Source organism: Anaerotignum sp. MSJ-24 (assembly GCF_018918145.1).
Classification (GTDB): Bacteria; Bacillota; Clostridia; order Lachnospirales; family Anaerotignaceae; genus Metalachnospira.
This window is the reverse complement of the sequence record NZ_JAHLPX010000001.1, coordinates 275,902-295,781: the sequence shown is the minus strand read 5'-3', so window position 1 is coordinate 295,781 and position 19,880 is coordinate 275,902. Positions and strand designations below refer to the sequence as shown.

Sequence of the window (19,880 nt, the reverse complement as noted above, 5' to 3'; positions counted from 1 at the left end):
GAAAGAATATGAAAACAAGTGATTTTTATTATGACCTTCCGCAGGAGCTTATAGCACAGGAGCCGCTTAAGGACAGAGCATCTTCAAGACTTCTTGTGCTTCATAAGGACAGCGGAGAAATTGAACACAAAATATTCAGAGATATAACGGAATACCTTAAAAAAGGCGACTGCCTTGTAATAAACGATACAAAGGTTCTTCCGGCAAGACTTATCGGAGAAAGAAAAAATACCGGAGCGAGAGTGGAGATACTTCTTCTTGTGCGTAAAGACCTTGATACATGGGAAGTGCTTACTTATCCCGGAAAAAAGGCAAAGCCGGGCGATGTAATAACCTTCGGCGACGGCAGACTTGAGGCGGAAATACTTGAGGTAATCGAAGGCGGCAACAGAATTGTTAAATTTCACTATGACGGAGTTTTTGAAAATATACTTGAGGAGCTCGGAGAAATGCCGCTTCCTCCGTATATAACACATAAGCTTGAGGATAAAAACCGATATCAGACGGTTTATGCTGTGCATGACGGCTCTGCGGCAGCACCTACGGCAGGTCTGCATTTTACACCGGAGCTTCTTCAGCAGATAAAGGATATGGGCGTTGAGATTGCACATGTAACGCTTCATGTCGGTCTGGGAACATTCCGTCCCGTTAAGGTTGAGGACGTTACAAACCATGAAATGCACTCTGAATATTATGTGGTTGAGGAATCAGAGGCAGAAAAGATAAACAATGTAAAGAAAAACGGCGGCAGAATAATTGCGGTAGGCACAACAAGCACAAGAACGCTTGAATCCGTAACCGATGAAAACGGTGTTGTTCATGCCGGAAGCGGCTGGACAAAGATATTTATTTATCCCGGATATAAATTTAAGGCTATCGACTGCCTTATAACAAATTTCCATCTGCCGGAATCCACGCTTATAATGCTTGTTGCGGCGTTGGTCGGAAAAGACAGAATACTTGATACCTACAAAATTGCCGTTGAAGAGAAGTACAGATTTTTCTCCTTCGGCGACGCAATGTTTATTGTATAACGGTCTAAGGGGGATTTTATATGAAAACAATGGAGCAGTATATTCTTGATGCAATACCGTATCCGATTATGTATGTTGATGTGAACCATATAATACGGTATATGAATAAAAAGGCAGAATTTTATTTCTATGAGGTAAGAGGATACAGGGATTTAATCGGCAAAAATCTTCTTGACTGCCATGATGAAAATATCCAGAAAATGATTATCCGCTCGGTAGAAAAGCTCAAAGCACACGGAAGTGAAATATACCTCGGAGTGACAACCGATAACCTCAGAAAATATATTAATCCCGTAAGAGATGAGAATGGCGAGCTTATCGGATATTTCGAAAGATTTGAACTTAATCAGGAGAAATAATGTAAAAGTGTATCGGAGGCGGCATTTATGCAGAAAATAATCAAAAAAATCCGCACATATATGAATATAAGCCAAAAGGAGTTTGCCGAAAAAATAGGCGTTACGGCGTCAACGGTCAATCGTTGGGAAAAGGGCGCCGCTCCGACGGAGAACATGGCAGAAGGCATTTATTCATTGTGTGTTAAAAATAATATTCCTGCTTATGATATGATTATTGATGAAATAAAAGCCGCCGCCGATAGTATTGTGTTGGAAGAAAACCGAATATTGCTGTATCATGGCTCAAAATCCGGAATTAACGGCAGAATAATGCCGAAAAGCAGGGATAAATGTGATTTCGGAAAGGGCTTTTATATGGGAACAGAGCCGAGTCAGCCGCTTACATTGATATGCGATTATCCGAAATCGAAATTTTATATTGTTTCTCTGGATTTGAAAAATCTTGATTTGCTTAATGTTGAGCCGGATTTGGAATGGGCAATGCTTATAGCATATAACAGAGGTAAAATGGACAAAATAAAAGGTACCGGGTTTTATAAGAAGTATCGGGATATGTCGGAAAATAAAGATTTGATTGTCGGCAGTATAGCCAATGACAGAATGTTCTACGTAATTGACAACTTTTTTAACGGGAATATTACGGATACAGCATTGGTAAACAGCCTGTCGGCATTGAAGCTCGGTAAGCAGTATGCAGTTGTAACGCAAAAAGGCTGTGATGCGGTAAGGATAGAAAAAGAGCTTGATATATCAGGTTTTGAAAAACGCTTTTTGCGGACCATTGCGGATAAAAACCGCAAGAGCGGAGTTGATTTTGCCAACAGGGTATGCAAGGACTACCGCAGAGAAGGCAGATTTTTTGATGAAATTCTTGATGATGCTTTGTGAGGTGAAAGCTGATGGAGCCAATGGATTTTAAGCTTTGCGATATACAGGGAAGGCTGTTTGAACTTTCCGTTGATAAGGGCTATGACAGTGCCGTGTTTATCAGAATATTTATGAAATCCGATATCGCAAAACAGCTCGATTCGGTATATAACCGTATGCAATGGGCAGGCGAAGAATATCTCCTTGAGGAAATTGAGGACGGAGCAGGAGATAAGCTGATAAAGGGCGGAGAAATATATCCGAAGGACACAATATACTGGATTGGATATATATATAGATATTGGCACTATTATACGGGCGAAAGCAGTTCGCAGATATATAAGCAGGCTGATGTGAAAACAATGAAACGAAATTATTTTATGTTTCATACTATGGATCCCGAACCGGCGATAGACGATTTAAAGGAAATATATGAGCAGAGAAAAGGCGTGTGAAAAAACAGAATTTATTTTTTCATACGCCTTTAATTTTAAAATTTATTTATCCTCTTTGGGCGGATACATTCTTTTCTTAAAATAGAAATCTGCACCGTAAAGTGCCGCAACGGGATTGTGTCCGAGAATTCTGTCCTTTGTTACCGCTGTTGTTACAAGAGCGTCGGAGTATTTGTAGAATAAGCTGTCGTGGCCTACACATAAACCGACAACTATATTAAGCTCAGTCTTTGCCTCATTGAGCATTTTAGCCTGTAAAATAGGATTGCAGATATTTTTGCCAACCGCATTGCATTCTTCGGGAATGCCGATTTCAACCTTGGGAATACAGCCGATTTTGCAGCCGTAGCCGACTACCTCAAAGCCGTTGTAGCGGAGTATTTTTCCAAGTGTACCTGCTTCCTTTATAAGACCTAAGCAGTTGGCAATTCCGATTTTTTTAAAGCCCATTTTTCTGGCAAATTCCATTATTTCTTCAATACGGGTTGTTTTGCCGTAGCCTTCGTATTCAACCATTGCGGCTGAAAGCATACATTTGCGGTTTTCCTCTTCCTCATAAATATTTTTGATTTCATCACGTTTTTCTTCGTCTATTGTGTTGACGGTAGGACAGAACTGCGGAAATGATTTGTCCATAAAGTTGCAGTTTCCGACTGAACAGTCAACACATGACATTTTTGAAATATCTTCCATGTGCAATCCTCCCAAGTATAATTATTGCGATATAAACAACTAAATTATAACATGAAAATATATAAATAACAATATACTGTTGTTAAAATGATGTATTTTATTAAAAACAAAGTGAAAAATATATGCATTTTTACTATAAAATTAATCTGTAAGTGAATTTTTGTTTGTGACTTCGTTTGGAATTTGTCTGCCTTCGGCGTTGATGGTGTAGTTGTCTTTTATAATAAGCTCGGATATGGGAACGATTTCGTAGCCTTTATCCTTAAGACCCTTTATTATTGTGCCGAGAGCATCGGGAGTGTATTTGGCATCGTTGTGGAAAAGTATAATTGAGCCGTTGGAAAGGTGCTTGTGGTTCAAAACCTGGTTGATTTCGGAATCAACACCGTATTCCTTCCAGTCAAGGGAATCAACATCCCATTGCACCGTATAGTATCCGCATTTTTCAGCTGTTGAAATAACGTCATTGGTATATTCTCCGAAGGGAGCACGAAAAAGATTCATTTCCACTCCGGTTATATTCTTTACCTTCTCGCCTGTTGCGGTAAGCTCTTCGGCTATCTGCTCGGAGGACAGCTGGCTCATATGCGGATGGGTAGCGGAGTGGTTTCCGATATCGTGTCCGGCCTCAGCAATCTTCTTGACCTCCTCCGGATATTTGTCTACCCAGTAGCCGCACATGAAAAAGGTCGTTTTTACATCGTTCTCTTCGAGTATTTCAAGCAGTCGGTCGGTGTCGTCCGCTCCCTAAGCGGCGTCAAAGCTGATTGCTATTTTCGGTTCATCGGTCTGCACACAGTATATCGGCAGAAGACGCTCGGTTTTTGCAACAACTGTGTTGAATACGGTTTTTGCGGCAGGTGGTACAGCTTTGATAACGGCGGCAAATGCGGCAATTATCGCTATGCCGAGCAGAAGTTGTTGTTTTCTAAGTTTGAAGGCTTTGATAATCAAGAAAGTCACCTCATTTATTTATATACAATAATGTATATGTTAAAAAATCTCTAAAATGTTGTAATTAAAACGGATTTATCATATGCAAATGAGTTATAATGATTATGAATAAAAATCGGAGGTATGGATAATGGACGTTAAAATTAAAAATATCAAAAAATCAGAAAAATTAAACCTTAAAACAGAGCTCAGCTATCAGGAAGGACAGGTTGTAAGCAAAACACTTGCACAGAATGAATATGTCAGCCTTACACTTTTCTCATTCTGGAAGGGTGAAGAGATAAGCACACATGAATCAATGGGCGATGCTATGGTTCAGTGCCTCGACGGAGTCGGAAGAATAACAATAGATGGTATAGAGCACGAACTTCACGAAGGCGATACAATCGTTATGCCTGCCGGACATCCTCATGCGGTTTTCGGTGTAGAGAATTTCAAAATGCTTCTTACGGTAATTTTCTAAATAAAATTTGCATATATTGAAATATAACTGTTGACAGATAAGGCTTTATGTGGTAAATATTATATAAATATTAGGGAGTAGTTGACATTCGGTAAAATCGAATGGTTTATTGTTCGTCATCACGCTGTTTCAGCCGGGCAATAAATATACACCATTGTATATGACGAGACTTTTATTGCATTACAGGTGCGATAAAGGTCTCTTTTTTGTACCTGAATAAATTTTATTTATTTTGGGAGGTAATATTATGATGATGTATTTGTTGCTTATTGTCGGTTTTGTTCTGCTGGTTAAGGGAGCGGACTTCTTTGTTTCCGGAGCATCTTCGGTCGCAAAGGCACTTAAGGTTCCGTCGGTTATTATCGGATTGACTATTGTTGCCATGGGTACAAGTGCACCGGAAACAGCCGTAAGCATAACGGCAAGCCTCGGCGGAAATAACGGTATTTCGCTCGGTAATATAATCGGTTCGAATATATTTAACCTGCTTATGGTAATCGGTATCAGTGCCGTAATTATACCGTTCAATTCAGATAAAGAAATATTGAAAAGGGATATGCTCTGGAATATTGCAATAACGGTGCTTCTGCTGGTGCTTATATTCGACGGCAGCTTAAGCAGACTTGACGGTGTAATATTGCTTGCCGGCATTGCCGCATATCTTACGGTTGTTGTGAGAAGTGCATTGAAAAACAGGGTAGAGGATAACTCCGACGAAAAGGTATCTGTTCCGAAGGCAGTTGTGTTTATACTCGGCGGCCTTGCCGCAATAGTATTCGGCGGCGATCTTGTTGTAGATAATGCAAGTCTTATTGCAAAATCTCTCGGTATGAGCGATACACTTGTCGGACTCACCATTGTTGCAATCGGAACATCTCTTCCTGAGCTTGTTACATCAATCGTTGCGGCAAAGAAGGGCGATTCCGGACTTGCTCTCGGTAATGCCGTCGGCTCATGTATATTCAATATTCTGTTTATACTCGGTATTGCCTCGACCATCGCTCCAATGACCGCCGATTATGAGATAATTGCCGATGTATGTATATTGATTTTTGTAAGCATTGTAACATACATTTTTGCAAGATCAAAGGAAAGAGTGTCAAGACTTGAAGGTCTGCTCTGCGTGCTTATATATGGTACGTATAGTGCGTATATCATTATGAGATAAATTTCCGGCCGTAAACTTATGTTTGCGGCTTTTTCTATAAAAGCCTTAGAATGTTGACACCATATATGGTATCATATATAATATACATATAGATAGGAGGTATTGAAAATGTCGCAATGGGATAAATTAATAAAACGTATACGAAATTTATCAAAAGACCTCCGCTTTGATGAACTTAGAAAAGTATTGGAAAGTTAGGGATATGTAATGAATGCGCCGAGAAGCGGAAGCAGTCATTACACGTTCAGAAAAATAGGGTGTGTGCCTATTACAATACCGAAGCATGAACCGATTAAAAGAGTATATGTTGAAATGGTGAGACAGATTGTAGAAAGTGAGGAGGAGAATTGATGAAAACGCTTGAAGAATATATGGCAATGCCATACCGTATGGAGATTGTTGAGGATAAAGATGAGGGCGGTTTTGTGGTTTCTTATCCTGATTTGCCGGGGTGTTTAACCTGTGGTGAAACAATCGAGACTGCGGTAACAAATGCCATCGATGCAAAAAAAGCTTGGCTTGAAGCTGCCATTGAGGAAGAAATAGATATATACGAGCCTGACAGCCTTGATGATTATTCAGGTCAGTTTAAATTACGAATACCTAAAAGCCTTCATAGAATGTTGGCCGAACATTCGCAAAGAGAAGGAATAAGCATGAATCAGTATTGTGTTTATTTACTTTCGAGAAATGATGCACTTTATTCTAAGATAAAAAATTAAAGATTGAATCCAATGTTTATACTTTGACTATACTTAAATTGAAATATTCAGACAAAACAAAAACGCCCGAAAATCAAGTTTCGGGCGTTTTATAAATTCTTAGTTTTCTTTTTTTTCTGTTGATGCGTCTACTGCATTTGCATCTTCAGCCTTTGTTTCTTCTTTAGCTTTTTTCTTTCTTCCGAAAAGGCCTGTTTTTTCTTCTTCAACGGGTTCTTCAACCTTGTTTGAAAGGTTAGGCTCTTTTACATAAGCAATTTCGCTCTTAAGAACGGGAACTCTTACGCCTCTGTTCATACCGAATTCAACGATGTAGCATTCAGCTGTTACATCAACAACCTTACCGTACATACCTGTGTTGCAAAGAACAGAATCGCCGGGTTTGATTTTGCTGATCATTTCGTCATGCTCTTTCTGTCTCTTTTTCTGAGGTCTGATTGACATGAAATACATAGCTGCAAAAATAACTATGATGTAAATGATAATCCATGAAAAAGATCCGCCGCCTGAGCTTGTTGCCGCTGCTGTTGTTGATGAAGAAGCGGCAGCTGATGATGCAGCCTCAGAGCCGATTTTAGTACTTACTTCTGCAAGAAAATTGTAAAACATTGTGTTCTCTCCTTTTGTTAGCTTAATATCCGAATAGCCTTCGGACAACCTAAAGAATATTATATAAAATTATAACATGGTAGTCAAGCAATTAAAGCTATTCTAATATTCTTATAATGGTTTATTTTCCGTTTTCTTTGAAGCCGTCAAGCTTTGCACGCTTGTAGCTTTCAAATCTGTCCTCATCAAGAGCAAGTCTTATTTCTTCCATCATTGTGTTGAAGAAATAAAGGTTGTGCATTACGCAAAGACGCATTGCAAGCATTTCCTTTGCCTTGAAAAGATGACGGATGTATGCCTTTGAATAACGTCTGCATACGGGGCAGTCGCAGGTATCGTCAATAGGTGTGTCGTCAAGCTCATATTTTGCATTGAGAAGATTGAGCTTTCCATGGTTTGTGTATACATGGGCATGACGTCCGTTACGTGCCGGAAGTACGCAGTCGAAGAAATCAATACCTCTTTCAACGCTTTCGAGAATGTTCTCCGGTGTGCCTACACCCATGAGATATGTCGGCTTGTTCTGAGGAAGATAGGGAACAACCTCTTCGAGAATGTGATACATCTCTTCGTGAGTTTCACCGACAGCAAGACCGCCGACAGCATAGCCGTCAAGGTCAAGCTCGGAAATACGCTTTGCGTGCTCAATACGAATGTCGGGATATATTGCACCCTGGTTTATGCCGAAAAGCATCTGCTGTTTGTTTATTGTGTCATCAAGTGAATTAAGTCTGTCCATTTCGGCTTTGCATCTGTAAAGCCAGCGAGTTGTTCTTGCAACAGAATTTTCCACATAGCCTCTGTCGGCAAGGGCAGGAGCACATTCGTCAAATGCCATGGCTATTGTTGAAGCAAGGTTGGACTGTATACGCATACTTTCCTCAGGCCCGATAAAAAGCTTGCGTCCGTCAATATGCGAATTGAAATAAACGCCTTCTTCCTTTATCTTTCTCAGCGAAGTAAGAGAGAAAACCTGGAATCCGCCGCTGTCGGTGAGTATGGGCTTGTCCCATACCATAAATTTATGAAGTCCGCCGAGCTTTTTAACAACCTCATCACCGGGACGAAGGTGAAGATGATATGTGTTGGAAAGCTCAACCTGACATTTTACTCTCTCAAGGTCCTCTGTTGATAATGCACCCTTAATAGCCGCAAGAGTTCCTACGTTCATAAAAACAGGTGTCTGTATTACACCGTGAGGTGTGTGAAATTCGCCACGTTTGGCACGTCCGCTTGTTTTCAGTAATTTGTACATTGTTATCTCCGTTCAAAATAAAAATAGATTTTGATATATTTTTTATCAATTATATATTTTACCTTTAAAATGTATAGATTTCAAGGTATAATAAAATACATACATTATAAATCGGTATTTTTAAGGAGAAAACAATGATTAATTATATTGCTACTGCTGCGGCAGGACTTGAGGCATGCGTAAAGAGAGAGGCTATAAAGCTCGGATTTGAAAATATTCACACCTTTGACGGAAGAGTTGAATTCACCGGTGACGAAAGCGTTATACCAAAGGCAAATCTCTGGTTCAGATGTGCCAGCAGAATACTCATAAAGATAGGAACCTTCAAGGCTGTTTCATTTGAAGAGCTTTTTCAGGGAACAAAGGCACTCCCCTGGGAGGAATGGATTCCGGTTGACGGAAAGTTTACGGTAGTCGGAAAAAGCGTAAAAAGCACGCTCTATTCAGTTTCAGACTGTCAGGCTATCGTTAAAAAGGCAGTTGTAGAAAGACTTAAGGGTGTATATGATGTGGACTGGTTTGACGAAACCGGTGCAGAGTACACAATACAGGTTGCTTTGCTTAAGGACATTGTGACACTCACAATAGATACATCGGGCTCAAGCCTTCACAAAAGAGGCTACCGTGCAAATGCCCTTGATGCACCGCTTAAGGAAACGCTTGCGGCTGCTATGATTGAGTTAAGCTACTGGAACAAGGACAGAGTACTTATGGATCCCTTCTGCGGTTCCGGCACAATACCCATTGAGGCGGCTATGATAGCAAGAAACATAGCTCCCGGACTTAACCGACACTTTGCATCGGAAAAATGGGACAGAGTTCCCGAAAAGCTTTGGAAAGAGGAGCGTAAAAAGGCCTATGCCGCAATAGATTATGACTGTATGCCGGAAATATACGGCAGTGACATTGATCCGGCAGCTATCGAGCTTGCGAAATCAAATGCGGAGCTTGCCGGAGTTGACGACTGCATAACATTTGAGGTTAAGCCGGTGCAGGAGCTTGAGCTTTATGGAGATTACGGCTGTCTTATAACCAATCCACCCTACGGCGAAAGACTCGGTGATATGAAAACCGTAGAGGATATGTACCGCTCTCTCGGCGGAACGATGCACTCAAACGAAACATGGTCAACCTATGTAATAACATCAATGGAGTATTTCGAGAAGCTTTTCGGCAAAAAAGCAAGCGCAAAGAGAAAGCTCTTCAACGCATGGATTAAGACGGACTATTACCAGTTCTATGGCCCAAGACCGCCGAAAAAATAAAATCTTGCGGCTTTACAAGTCGCAAGGGTGTTTTGTGAGGGAGGACGCGCTTAGAATTGCGAATACTGACCGCACAAGACGGTGCGGCAACGGAGTTGCTTTTGCTTGCAAAAGTCATGACCAACGCTGTCCTCCCTCGTGCTCCCTCCTTTCCGGACACGCACGAGTTACTGAAAAACCTAAAGCTCGCAGGAATACTGCGAGCTTTTTAACGGTTTTTATACTTTAGGCATGTTCAATTTTGGGAGTTTGGTTTAAATATTTCCTATAACTACATTCGTAAGAATGTAGTTAGTCAGAGTTTACGTCCACGCTTTTTAAAGGGTGGCGGGTTTAAGGGCAGAGCCCTTATATCATATATTAATTATATTTTTCGTTTACTATATTTTTTGTGCATTCAATGAATTTTTTAACCGTATTTGTTGCATATTTCTGCGACTGTATAGCTATGCCGAGCTCACGATAGATTTTCGGCTTTGTTTCCATTATCTTTATGTTATCGTTTCTGCCCTTAAGCAACAGCTCGGAAAGTATGCTCGTTCCAAGGCCTCTTTCTACCATTGAAATGATAACCGAATAATTCATATGTGAATTGCTTATATTCGGCTTTATGTCATATTTGTTGAATACACGGTCAATATCCTTATTAAGTCCGTAGGACGGCATAAAAAATTTCTTTCCGTTAAGCTCCGTAAGCGGAAGCACCTTGCTGCTGTATTTATCGTCAGCCGGAAGTATTGCATAAAGCGGATCCTTTCGGAGTGTTATCCATTCGGTCTTATATTCCTCCTGTTTGGAAAGAAAGCCTATGTCGATTGTTCCGTCCAGAACCCAGTTATATATTTCGTCCGAAACACCGTCCTTTATTTCAAAGGTAACATCGGGATATTCGGCATTAAACCGCTTTACCGCATCGGAAAGCCAGTGCATGATAATGCTTGAATATGAACCTATTCGTATTATAGAATCCTTCATTGAGTTTACACGCTTTATTTCAACATCGAGAGCCGCACTTGTCTCCACAAGCTTCTGTATGTACGGAAGTATACGGCTGCAATTAGGCGTAGGCTTAACGCCGTGATGTCCTCTTATAAGAAGCTGAAAGCCGAATTCGTTTTCAAGTCCGTTCATCATATGAGTAAGTCCGGACTGGGTATATCCAAGAACCTGTGCCGCTTTTGTAAAGCTGCCGAGATTGATTGAAGCAAGCAAAGCTTCATATTTTTTTGTATCCATATCAAATATTATCCTTTCGGTTGTTTATATGAATCATTCTCATGTATTGAAATAATTATAAAGCCTTATCGCCCTAAAATCAATTAAAAATTAGCAATATCTTTTTTTATTTTTGTCATATAAGTACGGTTATATTATTTGAAAAATCCACATAGATTTTATAAACGGAAAAATTAGCTTCGGAGGGCATAATATGACAAATCCAGACATTTATCAGGATATTTCTGAACGCACCGGCGGCGCAATTTACATAGGTATCACAGGACCCTGCCGGACAGGCAAATCAACCTTTATACGACGTTTTATGGAGAAAAGCGTTCTGCCGAACATGAGTATTCAGGCAGAAAAGGACAGAGCAAGAGATGAACTGCCGCTTATCGGCCAGGGCAGAATAATCACAACAACCGAGCCGAAATTCGTTCCGTCAAAGCCGGCGGAAGTACAGGTCAGCGACAGTATAAAGTTCAAAATGCGGCTCATTGACTGCGTTGGGTACATAGTTGACGGTGCGGAAGGTATAACCGACGGTGACGGAGCAAGAATGGTAAATACTCCATGGTCGGATAAACCGATGCCGCTTGAAGATGCGGCAAGATTAGGCACAAACAAGGTAATAAACGATCATTCTACCGTTGCGGTGGCAATGACAACCGACGGAACGATAACCGATATTCCGAGAGAAAATTACATAAAAGCAGAGGAGGATATAATTGCGGAGCTTAAAAAAACACATAAGCCGTTTGTTATCGTACTTAATACGGCAAACCCATATTCAGCTGAAACAGACCTGCTACGGAAGGAGCTTGAGGATAAATATTCTGTTCCCGTATTTGCGATAAACTGTGCCCAGCTCAGGGATGACGACATAAACACGATTCTTGAAGGACTGCTTTTTGAATTTCCTGTAAACGAGATAACTGTGAACATTCCCAAATGGATTGAAGTGCTCGATTCCGAGCATTGGCTCAAAAAGTCAATTATAGATTCTCTTCTTTCCATAACAGAAAAAACGGCTGAATTAAGAGGAATAGCTGACAGTGCCGCAGAGCTTGAAACAAACGAATACATAAGAAAAGCCTATGTCGGTGACATATCTGCCGGCAGCGGTGATGCGGAAATAGATGTGTCCATGCAGGACGATTTGTTTTACACCGTCCTTAGCGAAACGATAAACATAGATATAAAAGGCGATTATGAGCTTATCAATATAATGAAGGAGCTTTCCTCCGTCAAAAATGAGTATGAAAAAATAAGCTCGGCACTTGCCGATGTAAAACGCAAAGGCTACGGCATAGTCGGTCCGACATTCGAGGACATTGTGCTGGATGAGCCGGAGGTATTCAAGCATGGTTCACGCTATGGCATAAAGATAAAGGCACATGGCGAGGCAATCAATATGATAAAAACTGACATAGAAACCGAGGTTGCACCCATAGTCGGAACAGAAGAGCAGAGCAAGGAATTTATAGACGATATTCTCAATACATATAAAACCGATAAGGAAAAAATATGGGAGCTTAATTTATTCGGCAGAACGCTTGACACGCTCGTAAATGAAGGCATGAACAACAAAATATACACAATGCCGGAGGACGCACAGCTTAAGCTTCAGGAGTCATTGCAGAAGATACTCAACGAAGGCAGTGGCGGTTTGATTTGCATAATATTGTAAAAAACAAAGCTGTTCGGTTTGTAATCAGCCGGACAGCTTTTTCGAATATAGTTAAGATAATATTAAAAATCTTTGCCATTGTCGGTGACCTTGCATATCGCACAGTCATCAAGTACAAACATAATTTTTCCTTTGGCAGTATCGCCGAGCTTGTCATAAAGTCTTCCGGCACTCATGGATTCTCCTTTTACGGTAAAAGGACTGTTTGCGACATAACCTATTTTGCCGAGTCCGTTTATTTTTACCTGTATAGCCTCTTTGTCATATGCGTTGTCGGGCTCTTTCAGTAATTTCACTTTCATTCCCTTTTCCATGAAGGCATTTCCTAAATAATGTTTACAGCCTGTTATAGTGAAGTACATTTCATCCATAGTCATTACCAATCCTCTCCGAGTTCGTCCATTGCATCATCTACACCGTCGGCATATTCGCTGTCGTATTCGTATCTGTCGTAATCATAGTCGCCATCCATATATACGGCGTCGTAGCCGTCATCATAAGAATCATATGTATAGCTGTAATTATAATCATAGTTATAATTGCTTTTTGAACTGTTGTTTGAGTAAGAGTAGTTTTCTGAACTGCCGCTTGAATATGAACTGCTGCTTTTTGAGCTTGAACTGCTTTTTGAACTGCTGTTTGAAGTACTCGTATCTGTTTTATCATATGCACTGTATGTTGAGTTACTTTTTTTATTACTTGTGTATGTATAGTTCGGTAAATGATGTAAACTGCTGTTATCTTCAAATATGCTGTATAAACCTACCATATCCAAAGCCAATACAATTACTATTATTGTTTTAATAATTTTATCCTTTTTCAATTCAAGCACTCTCCTATACTATTAAATTGCTTCTGTTTTTATTAATTCAATATTATTACCGATATTTAAAATACTTTCAAGCTCATCAAGACTTTTTTCGAAAATCTCCGCAAAAGCACTGCAATCAACTCCATCCGTCATTGCATAAATACAGTTCAACTCATGTAATTTGTTTTTTCTTTTAATGCGGAGCTCTTTAAGCGTTTTGAATATGTTATAGCCTTGGGCGGCATTGCAGTTTACATCTTCAGCCTCAGCCAAGGTATTTTCTATTACCTTATCAATTTCATTAATTTCGATATTCAGATTTATCATATATTGCTCGGCATTACGGTAAAATTCAGCCTGCTGTTTTGCAAATGAAAGCCAGTTATTTTCTTTTCCGTCTAAAGGAGTAACACATTTATCCTCTGTCATAATATCCTTTCCACCTCGATATATATTTTTTTGTTCTGTAATTACATGAATTTTATTATCTTCGGCATTATGTAAAGCCTCTTTAACCGGAGGACTGCTTTTCATGACACAGTCTTTAAACAGTAAATTATATTTCCGTGGAGTGTATTTTCTTGTTTCAAGACCTTTTATGGATTTAGCCGCCTGCTTTGCCTTTGATATATTTATGCTTGTACCGAAATTTGTCTGAAAATATTCCGTTCTCAAAAGCTCATCTTTTATATCTCTACGGTTTTCACGACATATCCGTAACAGCTCAACCAGATCTTCCGCTTCTCCGGATTTTGTTTCACACAGCTCAATATAATGAAGAATATCACATATCTTCTGATCAATATCTGTAAGATTATTTGTAAGCTTATCACGGTAGTTTTTAACTTCAGATGATACATTTATAAAATGCTCAAGGTATTTTAACCAATCTATCTCTGATAAATCATCTGACGAAATACTCTTTTCCACCGAATTTTTTAATTCGTTACGAACAATTTCTTTTACAGGAGAACTACATTTTCTTTGGATTTGATTATTTAACACAACAGGTATTTCCTTATTTGAAATACACTTATTGCAGACCTCCTCCGATTCGGAAATTTTTTTGTTATTTTCCGTCGGCACAATACAATAGAATGACGATTTTTTTCCCGTTCCGATTTTATTATTTGCCTGTGCAAATGTAAACATAGATGCATCGTTTTCGTCCGCAGCAACAACAAGTTCATTCGTCATATCTGACCTGTAATAATGTCCGCGATAATCCATAATGTAATAAAGTAAATCAGCCACTATATTTCCGCCTCCTGTTTTATATTCTGTCCCTTTTCCATTCATAAAAAAATAAGAACCAAAGGGAAGTCATCTCTTATGGTTCTTATTTTAAACATTCAGGTGTCCAATAAACACACCTCAGAGTACAAATTTATGTTCGCTTATTGCTTATACCGGATTACAAGTCTGTCAATTTCATCATTCATCATTTTGACAGCAGAGGCAGGACTGACAAGCTTTATACCATCACCAAGACCTATTACCCATGCAATGAACTGTAAGCTGAGTGCAACCTCAACATTTACGGAAAAGTGTTCATCATCTAAATGAATTAAAGATACATTCTTGCCAAAGCGGTCAATAATAACTCCGGCAAGATCATTATCACATTCCATACGCACTGAAATTTCATCGCCGCCATACATACCGAACATTTTTTTAGTGTATATTGCGGTGTCGAAGGCTTTGAATACCTGTCTGCCTTCTCTCGGTCTGCCGGTCTGGGTTATGTGAAGCATTTTGTCAACACGGAAGTGCTTTATAATGCCTTTTGTGCTGTCATATGCTATAAGGTAATAATTTTCATCGTCCCATGATAATGCCCATGGACTTACCATATATAAAGCACCGTTGTGGCGAAGCTCCATGCTCTTGTCTACGTTCCATTGGAAGTATTGGAATGTTATTATTGAGTTTTCGGCTATTGCGGTATGTATTCTGTCAACATTGTAATAAATGCTTTCGTTCATTGTTTTGACACGACCGGAAACAAATACCTGTCTGTGAAGTTGAGATGCCTCATATTTGCTGGCAAGACTTTCTAATTTTTTAATAAGCTCGTTGGATTTTTTCTCGGTTATAAATTTTGCTGATTGAATAGAATCAACTAAAAGCTTAAGCTCTGCAAGCTCAAATGGCCTGTTGCCTATGTGATAAGAATATGTACGGTCTTCCTGTGTACCTATAATATCAAGGCCGTATAACCTTAGACTTTCGATGTCGCTGTACAGACTTTTTCTTTCCGCACTTATGCCGTATGCCGATAATGCCTCTATAATTTCCGTCATTGTTATGCTGTGTGTTTCGTCTGTGAGCTCAAGAAAAATTTTTGTCAGATACATAAGCTTGAGTTTTTGATTAGGTGATTTTGGCATAGTTATCCTCCCGTACATTATTACAACCGTAAAGAACTTATTTAATATAGTATAACATAAATCGGAATATACGGAAGGTATTGCTATTGGGTTAAAGTATACCTTTCTGCCAATCGGCAATTTTGCAAAATCATTTTGCGGCTTTACAAGTCGCAAGGGGAATGTTGCGAGAGAGGAAGCTCTTAGAATTGCGAAGTCCGCCTGTCCTCCCTCGTGCTTCCTCCTTTCCGGACACGCACAAGTTACTGAAAAACCTAAATCTCGCAGGAATACTGCTCGATTTTTAACGGTTTTTATACTTTAGGTGTGTTCAAGTTGTGAGAATTAATTTTAATTTTTCCCCTAACTACATTCGTTAGAATGTAGTTAATCAAAGTTTAGGTCAAGCCTTTTTAAAGGCTTGTGGGTTTAAGGGCAACGCCCTTAGGTCTTATCGTTACAATAAGGTATATTTTTTTAATCTGATTTAATGACAAAGAACTCATATTGTTTTATAATAATCTGATAGCTTATTTTAATAAGGAGGAAAACAATATGCAGCCAAACAGAGAACAGGCATGGGAATTGCTTAATGAATACAACAAATCGGACGCACTTTTAAAGCACGGTCTTACGGTAGAGGGCGTTATGCGCCACTTTGCGGCTAAATTCGGCGAAGATGTGGAAAAATGGGGAGTTATAGGGCTTATCCATGACCTTGATTATGAGATGTATCCCGAACAGCATTGCACAAAAACAGCGGAAATAATGCGTGAAAAGGGCATTGACGAGGATTACATACACGCAGTCTGCTCACATGGCTGGGGACTTTGCTGTGACGTTGAGCCGGAGCTGAAAATGGAAAAGGTGCTTTACACAATAGACGAGCTTTCCGGACTTATCAATGCAGCCTGTCTTATGCGTCCGTCAAGAAGCGTTCTGGATATTGAAGTAAAGAGCGTTAAGAAAAAATATAAATCGCATGGCTTTGCGGCAGGCGTAAACCGTGAGGTAATAGAAAAAGGCTGTGAAATGCTCGGTATGTCACTTGACGAGGTTATAGCCGAAACAATAGAAGGCATGCGTGAGTGTGCCGAAGCAATCGGTCTTAAGGGCGAGCTTTGATAAGGTCGGGTGCGGTTAATTGGAAATAACGAGATACGAATTTTATTATCCGGCGGCAAACGGCGTACACGATATTTTCGCCTGCATATGGAGCGATACCGATTGTAAATACTATAAAGGCGTTGTCCAGCTTGCACACGGAATGTCGGAATATATACTCCGCTATGAGGAGTTTGCCGTATATCTTGCAAAACGTGGCTATGTTGTATGCGGAAACGATATGGCAGGCCATGGAAATTCAGTTGACGATAAATCCGATTACGGATATTTCGGCGAAAGAACAGACAGCTGGGAATATCTTGTTGACGATATAAAATATCTTGAAGGCATAGTACGGCTGAAATATCCGGATTTGAAGTATATTATGCTCGGCCATAGTATGGGCTCTCTTCTCGTAAGGGAATATATGGCAGCTTGCGGAGACCGGTTCAACGGCGTTATACTGCTCGGAACAAGCGGCCCGCAGATAAAGACGGACTTCGGCATAAGGCTTTCAGAGCATTTTATGAAAAAACACCCGAAGGAGAGAGGCGTTGTCGTAAGTCAGATTGCATTCGGGCATAATAACAGAAGAATTAAAAATCCGAGAACCGTTTATGACTGGTTTACAACGGACAAAAAGGTAATCGAGAAATATGTTAAGGACGATAAATGCGGTTTCCTTTTTACAAATGAAGGCTATAATGCACTTTTCAGACTGCTTAAAAGAGTGAACCGCAAGGAATGGGCATGGTCTGTTCCGAAAAATCTGCCTGTGCTCATTATGTCCGGCACAGACGATCCCGTCGGAAATTACGGAAATGGCGTTAAATGTGTGTATAACCGGCTTGTTGATGCCGGCTGTACGAATGTTAAGCTTAAGCTTGTGCATGGCGCAAGACATGAGCTTTTGAATGAGAGTAAGAATGAAAGAATATATTATTTTATATATAACTGGCTTGAAAAAAATATAGATGATACGGAGGAATATTATGACTGAACAGCTTGCAGGATGGTTTGTAAATAATCTCGGCGGTGTTCTTCGTCCGGAGGTTATTGTTTTTATTGTGTCGCTTCTGCCTATACTTGAGCTCAGAGGCGGCATACTTGTCGGCTTTCTTCTCGGAATGAAGCTTGCGCCGTCGTTTATTATAGCGTTTATCGGAAATATCATTCCTGTGCCGTTTATACTTATGTTCATTAAGTTTATATTCAAAAAGCTTAAGAAAACAAGAATGAAGGGCTTTATAGAAAAGATAGAAAATAAGGCGATGAGTAAAAGCGATCAGGTGCAGAAATATGCCTATCTCGGACTTCTGCTGTTTGTCGGCATTCCGCTTCCGGGAACAGGCGCATGGACCGGCTCACTTATTGCCGCACTGCTTGAGATGGATATGAAAAAATCCTTTGGGATAATCGTTCTCGGAGTAATAATGGCAGGAATAATTATTTCGATATTGAGCTATGGGGTGCTTGGTTCGATACTGTAAATGCTAATTAAAACCATGGGACTCTGTCCCATACCCAGCAAGCCTTTAAAAAGGCTTGATCTAAATTTTGATAAACTACATTCTAACGAATGTAGTTTTGGAAAATAATTAAAATTAGCTACAAAATTTCTATTTCGTATTTTAAAATTGCGTTAAGACCGAGCAGCATTCCTGCGAAGGTTAGCAATTTTCGTAACTCAAGCGTGTCCGGAAAGGAGAGAGCGCGAGAGAGGAAAGTCGCTGGTCATGACTTTCGTAAACGAAAGCAACTGCGTTGCCGTGCCATCTTGCACGGTCAGTATTCGCAATTTAAGAGCTTCCTCTCTCGCAAAGACAACCTTGCGACTTGTAAAGCCGCAAAATAAGTTTGTGAAAATGCCTGTTGGCATAAAAGATAGCATTACGAAAGGAAAACAGCATGACTGAAAGAATAGCAACGCCCATTCGCACAAGGGCGATAATGGAAAGATACGGATTTAATTTTAAGAAGGGCTTTGGCCAGAACTTCCTTATTGATACCAATGTTCTGGACAATATTGCCGACGCAGCGGGAATAACATCGGAGGACACCGTTCTTGAAATCGGCCCCGGCTTCGGCAGTCTTACACAGACCGTTGCCGAAAGAGCCAAAAAGGTTATATCACTGGAGATAGATACAAAGCTTATACCGATATTGAACGAAACACTTGCGGATTACAATAATATAGAGATTATCAATAAAGACGTTCTTAAATGCGATATTGATGAGCTTTCAAGAGAGAAAAACGACGGAAAGCCATTTAAGGTTGTGGCAAACCTTCCGTATTATATAACCACACCGATAATAATGGATATGCTCGAAAAGCACAGCGCCGTAACCTCAATGACGGTTATGGTGCAGAAAGAGGTCGCCGAGCGTATGCAGGCAGGCCCGAAAAGCAGTGACTACGGTGCATTGTCGGTAGCGGTGCAGTTTTATGCCGATACAAATATAGACATGATTGTACAGCCGTCCTGCTTTATGCCAAGACCGAAGGTCGCTTCTGCCGTTATAACGCTTAAGCTCAGAGATAAACCGTCGGTAGATGTTAAGGATAAAAAGCTGTTCTTCCATATCGTTAAATGTGCCTTCGGCCAGAGAAGAAAAACTCTTCTTAATACACTCTGCAATCAGGGCAATTTCAATATGACTAAGGAAGAAATCGGTGAGGTAATACGCTCGGCCGGCCTTGACGAAAGAATAAGAGGCGAGGCAATGAGCCTTCAGGAATTCGGAATTTTGTCAGATAAATTCTATAATATAATTAATAAATAAAATAATACCGAAAATCATTTCTTGAAATGATTTTCATAAAGTTTAGGTTCACCCTTTTTA

Annotated in this window: 23 protein-coding genes and 1 pseudogene; 14 read left to right on the top strand and 10 right to left on the bottom strand. The window is 40.0% G+C overall.

The annotated features are described in order from the left end of the window. The first annotated feature begins 8 nt into the window (after nucleotides 1-8). From queA to KQI66_RS01400, 4 genes are read left to right on the top strand one after another with little or no spacing between them, the layout of a single operon-like run. Nucleotides 9-1,034 carry a tRNA preQ1(34) S-adenosylmethionine ribosyltransferase-isomerase QueA gene (gene queA / locus KQI66_RS01415; RefSeq protein ID WP_216426917.1) on the top strand — a complete coding sequence of 342 codons (1,026 nt, stop codon included), beginning with the start codon at nucleotides 9-11 and terminating at the stop codon, nucleotides 1,032-1,034. A 20-nt stretch (nucleotides 1,035-1,054) separates the two neighbouring features. Continuing rightward, complete coding sequence (locus KQI66_RS01410) at nucleotides 1,055-1,393, top strand: PAS domain-containing protein (protein ID WP_253287611.1); 339 nt, start codon at nucleotides 1,055-1,057, stop codon at nucleotides 1,391-1,393. Nucleotides 1,394-1,420: 27 nt separating this feature from the next. Then, the gene (locus KQI66_RS01405) at nucleotides 1,421-2,281 is read left to right on the top strand and encodes a DUF3990 domain-containing protein (protein ID WP_216426916.1); all 861 of its coding nucleotides are present in this window, start codon (nucleotides 1,421-1,423) and stop codon (nucleotides 2,279-2,281) included. An 11-nt stretch (nucleotides 2,282-2,292) separates the two neighbouring features. Then, nucleotides 2,293-2,715, top strand: coding sequence for a hypothetical protein (locus KQI66_RS01400; RefSeq protein ID WP_216426915.1), 423 nt, complete (start codon nucleotides 2,293-2,295; stop codon nucleotides 2,713-2,715). A gap of 42 nt (nucleotides 2,716-2,757) precedes the next feature. Here the strand turns inward: KQI66_RS01400 and KQI66_RS01395 are convergent, their stop codons facing one another. From KQI66_RS01395 to KQI66_RS01385, 3 genes are all read right to left on the bottom strand, one after another. Beyond that, nucleotides 2,758-3,408, bottom strand: coding sequence for a DUF1847 domain-containing protein (locus tag KQI66_RS01395; protein WP_216426914.1), 651 nt, complete (start codon nucleotides 3,406-3,408; stop codon nucleotides 2,758-2,760). Nucleotides 3,409-3,549: 141 nt separating this feature from the next. Beyond that, nucleotides 3,550-4,134, bottom strand: a complete 585-nt coding sequence (locus tag KQI66_RS01390; RefSeq protein ID WP_216426989.1) for a polysaccharide deacetylase family protein — start codon at nucleotides 4,132-4,134, stop codon at nucleotides 3,550-3,552. Nucleotides 4,135-4,155: 21 nt separating this feature from the next. Then, complete coding sequence (locus KQI66_RS01385) at nucleotides 4,156-4,362, bottom strand: hypothetical protein (protein WP_216426913.1); 207 nt, start codon at nucleotides 4,360-4,362, stop codon at nucleotides 4,156-4,158. 130 nt (nucleotides 4,363-4,492) lie between these two features. On the opposite strand from KQI66_RS01385, the gene KQI66_RS01380 reads away from it, so the two are divergent. The 4 genes and pseudogenes from KQI66_RS01380 to KQI66_RS01365 all read left to right on the top strand — a co-directional run bounded on the left by KQI66_RS01380 (nucleotide 4,493) and on the right by KQI66_RS01365 (nucleotide 6,715). Further along, nucleotides 4,493-4,825, top strand: a complete 333-nt coding sequence (locus KQI66_RS01380; RefSeq protein WP_216426912.1) for a cupin domain-containing protein — start codon at nucleotides 4,493-4,495, stop codon at nucleotides 4,823-4,825. 247 nt (nucleotides 4,826-5,072) lie between these two features. Continuing rightward, nucleotides 5,073-5,993, top strand: coding sequence for a calcium/sodium antiporter (locus KQI66_RS01375; RefSeq protein ID WP_330654939.1), 921 nt, complete (start codon nucleotides 5,073-5,075; stop codon nucleotides 5,991-5,993). Between the two features lie 108 nt (nucleotides 5,994-6,101). Beyond that, nucleotides 6,102-6,344 (top strand): annotated as a pseudogene (locus tag KQI66_RS11540) (toxin HicA). Beyond that, entirely contained in the window at nucleotides 6,344-6,715 is a 372-nt protein-coding gene (locus tag KQI66_RS01365; protein WP_216426910.1) for a type II toxin-antitoxin system HicB family antitoxin, read from the top strand. Before KQI66_RS11540 ends, KQI66_RS01365 begins: the two are co-directional and overlap by 1 nt. Before the next feature lie 99 nt (nucleotides 6,716-6,814). Here KQI66_RS01365 and yajC read toward each other — a convergent pair whose 3' ends face one another. Together yajC and tgt are read right to left on the bottom strand one after the other, a co-directional pair. Next, a complete protein-coding gene (yajC, locus tag KQI66_RS01360; RefSeq protein ID WP_216426909.1) occupies nucleotides 6,815-7,324 on the bottom strand; it encodes a preprotein translocase subunit YajC in 510 nt (169 codons plus the stop codon). 121 nt (nucleotides 7,325-7,445) lie between these two features. Then, nucleotides 7,446-8,579, bottom strand: coding sequence for a tRNA guanosine(34) transglycosylase Tgt (gene tgt, locus KQI66_RS01355; RefSeq protein WP_216426908.1), 1,134 nt, complete (start codon nucleotides 8,577-8,579; stop codon nucleotides 7,446-7,448). 134 nt (nucleotides 8,580-8,713) lie between these two features. Here tgt and KQI66_RS01350 point away from each other — a divergent pair, with 134 nt between their 5' ends. Next, a complete protein-coding gene (locus KQI66_RS01350) occupies nucleotides 8,714-9,844 on the top strand; it encodes a THUMP domain-containing class I SAM-dependent RNA methyltransferase (RefSeq protein ID WP_216426907.1) in 1,131 nt (376 codons plus the stop codon). Between the two features lie 360 nt (nucleotides 9,845-10,204). On the opposite strand, the gene KQI66_RS01345 is transcribed toward KQI66_RS01350, so the two are convergent. Next, nucleotides 10,205-11,080: a LysR family transcriptional regulator gene (locus KQI66_RS01345; RefSeq protein WP_216426906.1), complete on the bottom strand. Its 876-nt coding sequence runs from the start codon at nucleotides 11,078-11,080 to the stop codon at nucleotides 10,205-10,207. 193 nt (nucleotides 11,081-11,273) lie between these two features. Between KQI66_RS01345 and spoIVA the strand changes: the two genes are divergently transcribed. After that, nucleotides 11,274-12,752: a stage IV sporulation protein A gene (gene spoIVA, locus KQI66_RS01340; RefSeq protein ID WP_216426905.1), complete on the top strand. Its 1,479-nt coding sequence runs from the start codon at nucleotides 11,274-11,276 to the stop codon at nucleotides 12,750-12,752. A gap of 62 nt (nucleotides 12,753-12,814) precedes the next feature. Here spoIVA and KQI66_RS01335 read toward each other — a convergent pair whose 3' ends face one another. From KQI66_RS01335 to KQI66_RS01320, 4 genes are all read right to left on the bottom strand, one after another. Then, nucleotides 12,815-13,123: an HIRAN domain-containing protein gene (locus KQI66_RS01335; RefSeq protein WP_216426987.1), complete on the bottom strand. Its 309-nt coding sequence runs from the start codon at nucleotides 13,121-13,123 to the stop codon at nucleotides 12,815-12,817. 5 nt (nucleotides 13,124-13,128) lie between these two features. Beyond that, nucleotides 13,129-13,575, bottom strand: coding sequence for a hypothetical protein (locus KQI66_RS01330; protein ID WP_253287609.1), 447 nt, complete (start codon nucleotides 13,573-13,575; stop codon nucleotides 13,129-13,131). A 21-nt stretch (nucleotides 13,576-13,596) separates the two neighbouring features. Next, nucleotides 13,597-14,817, bottom strand: coding sequence for a hypothetical protein (locus KQI66_RS01325; protein WP_216426904.1), 1,221 nt, complete (start codon nucleotides 14,815-14,817; stop codon nucleotides 13,597-13,599). Nucleotides 14,818-14,960: 143 nt separating this feature from the next. After that, nucleotides 14,961-15,953, bottom strand: coding sequence for a helix-turn-helix transcriptional regulator (locus KQI66_RS01320; RefSeq protein ID WP_216426903.1), 993 nt, complete (start codon nucleotides 15,951-15,953; stop codon nucleotides 14,961-14,963). A gap of 534 nt (nucleotides 15,954-16,487) precedes the next feature. Here KQI66_RS01320 and KQI66_RS01315 point away from each other — a divergent pair. From KQI66_RS01315 to rsmA, 4 genes are all read left to right on the top strand, one after another. Continuing rightward, nucleotides 16,488-17,057, top strand: a complete 570-nt coding sequence (locus KQI66_RS01315) for an HDIG domain-containing metalloprotein (protein WP_216426902.1) — start codon at nucleotides 16,488-16,490, stop codon at nucleotides 17,055-17,057. Between the two features lie 19 nt (nucleotides 17,058-17,076). After that, nucleotides 17,077-18,036, top strand: a complete 960-nt coding sequence (locus tag KQI66_RS01310) for an alpha/beta fold hydrolase (RefSeq protein WP_216426901.1) — start codon at nucleotides 17,077-17,079, stop codon at nucleotides 18,034-18,036. Then, the gene (locus KQI66_RS01305) at nucleotides 18,029-18,526 is read left to right on the top strand and encodes a COG2426 family protein (protein ID WP_216426900.1); all 498 of its coding nucleotides are present in this window, start codon (nucleotides 18,029-18,031) and stop codon (nucleotides 18,524-18,526) included. Before KQI66_RS01310 ends, KQI66_RS01305 begins: the two co-directional genes overlap by 8 nt. Before the next feature lie 418 nt (nucleotides 18,527-18,944). Beyond that, the gene (gene rsmA / locus KQI66_RS01300; RefSeq protein WP_216426899.1) at nucleotides 18,945-19,820 is read left to right on the top strand and encodes a 16S rRNA (adenine(1518)-N(6)/adenine(1519)-N(6))-dimethyltransferase RsmA; all 876 of its coding nucleotides are present in this window, start codon (nucleotides 18,945-18,947) and stop codon (nucleotides 19,818-19,820) included. Nucleotides 19,821-19,880: the final 60 nt, after the last annotated feature.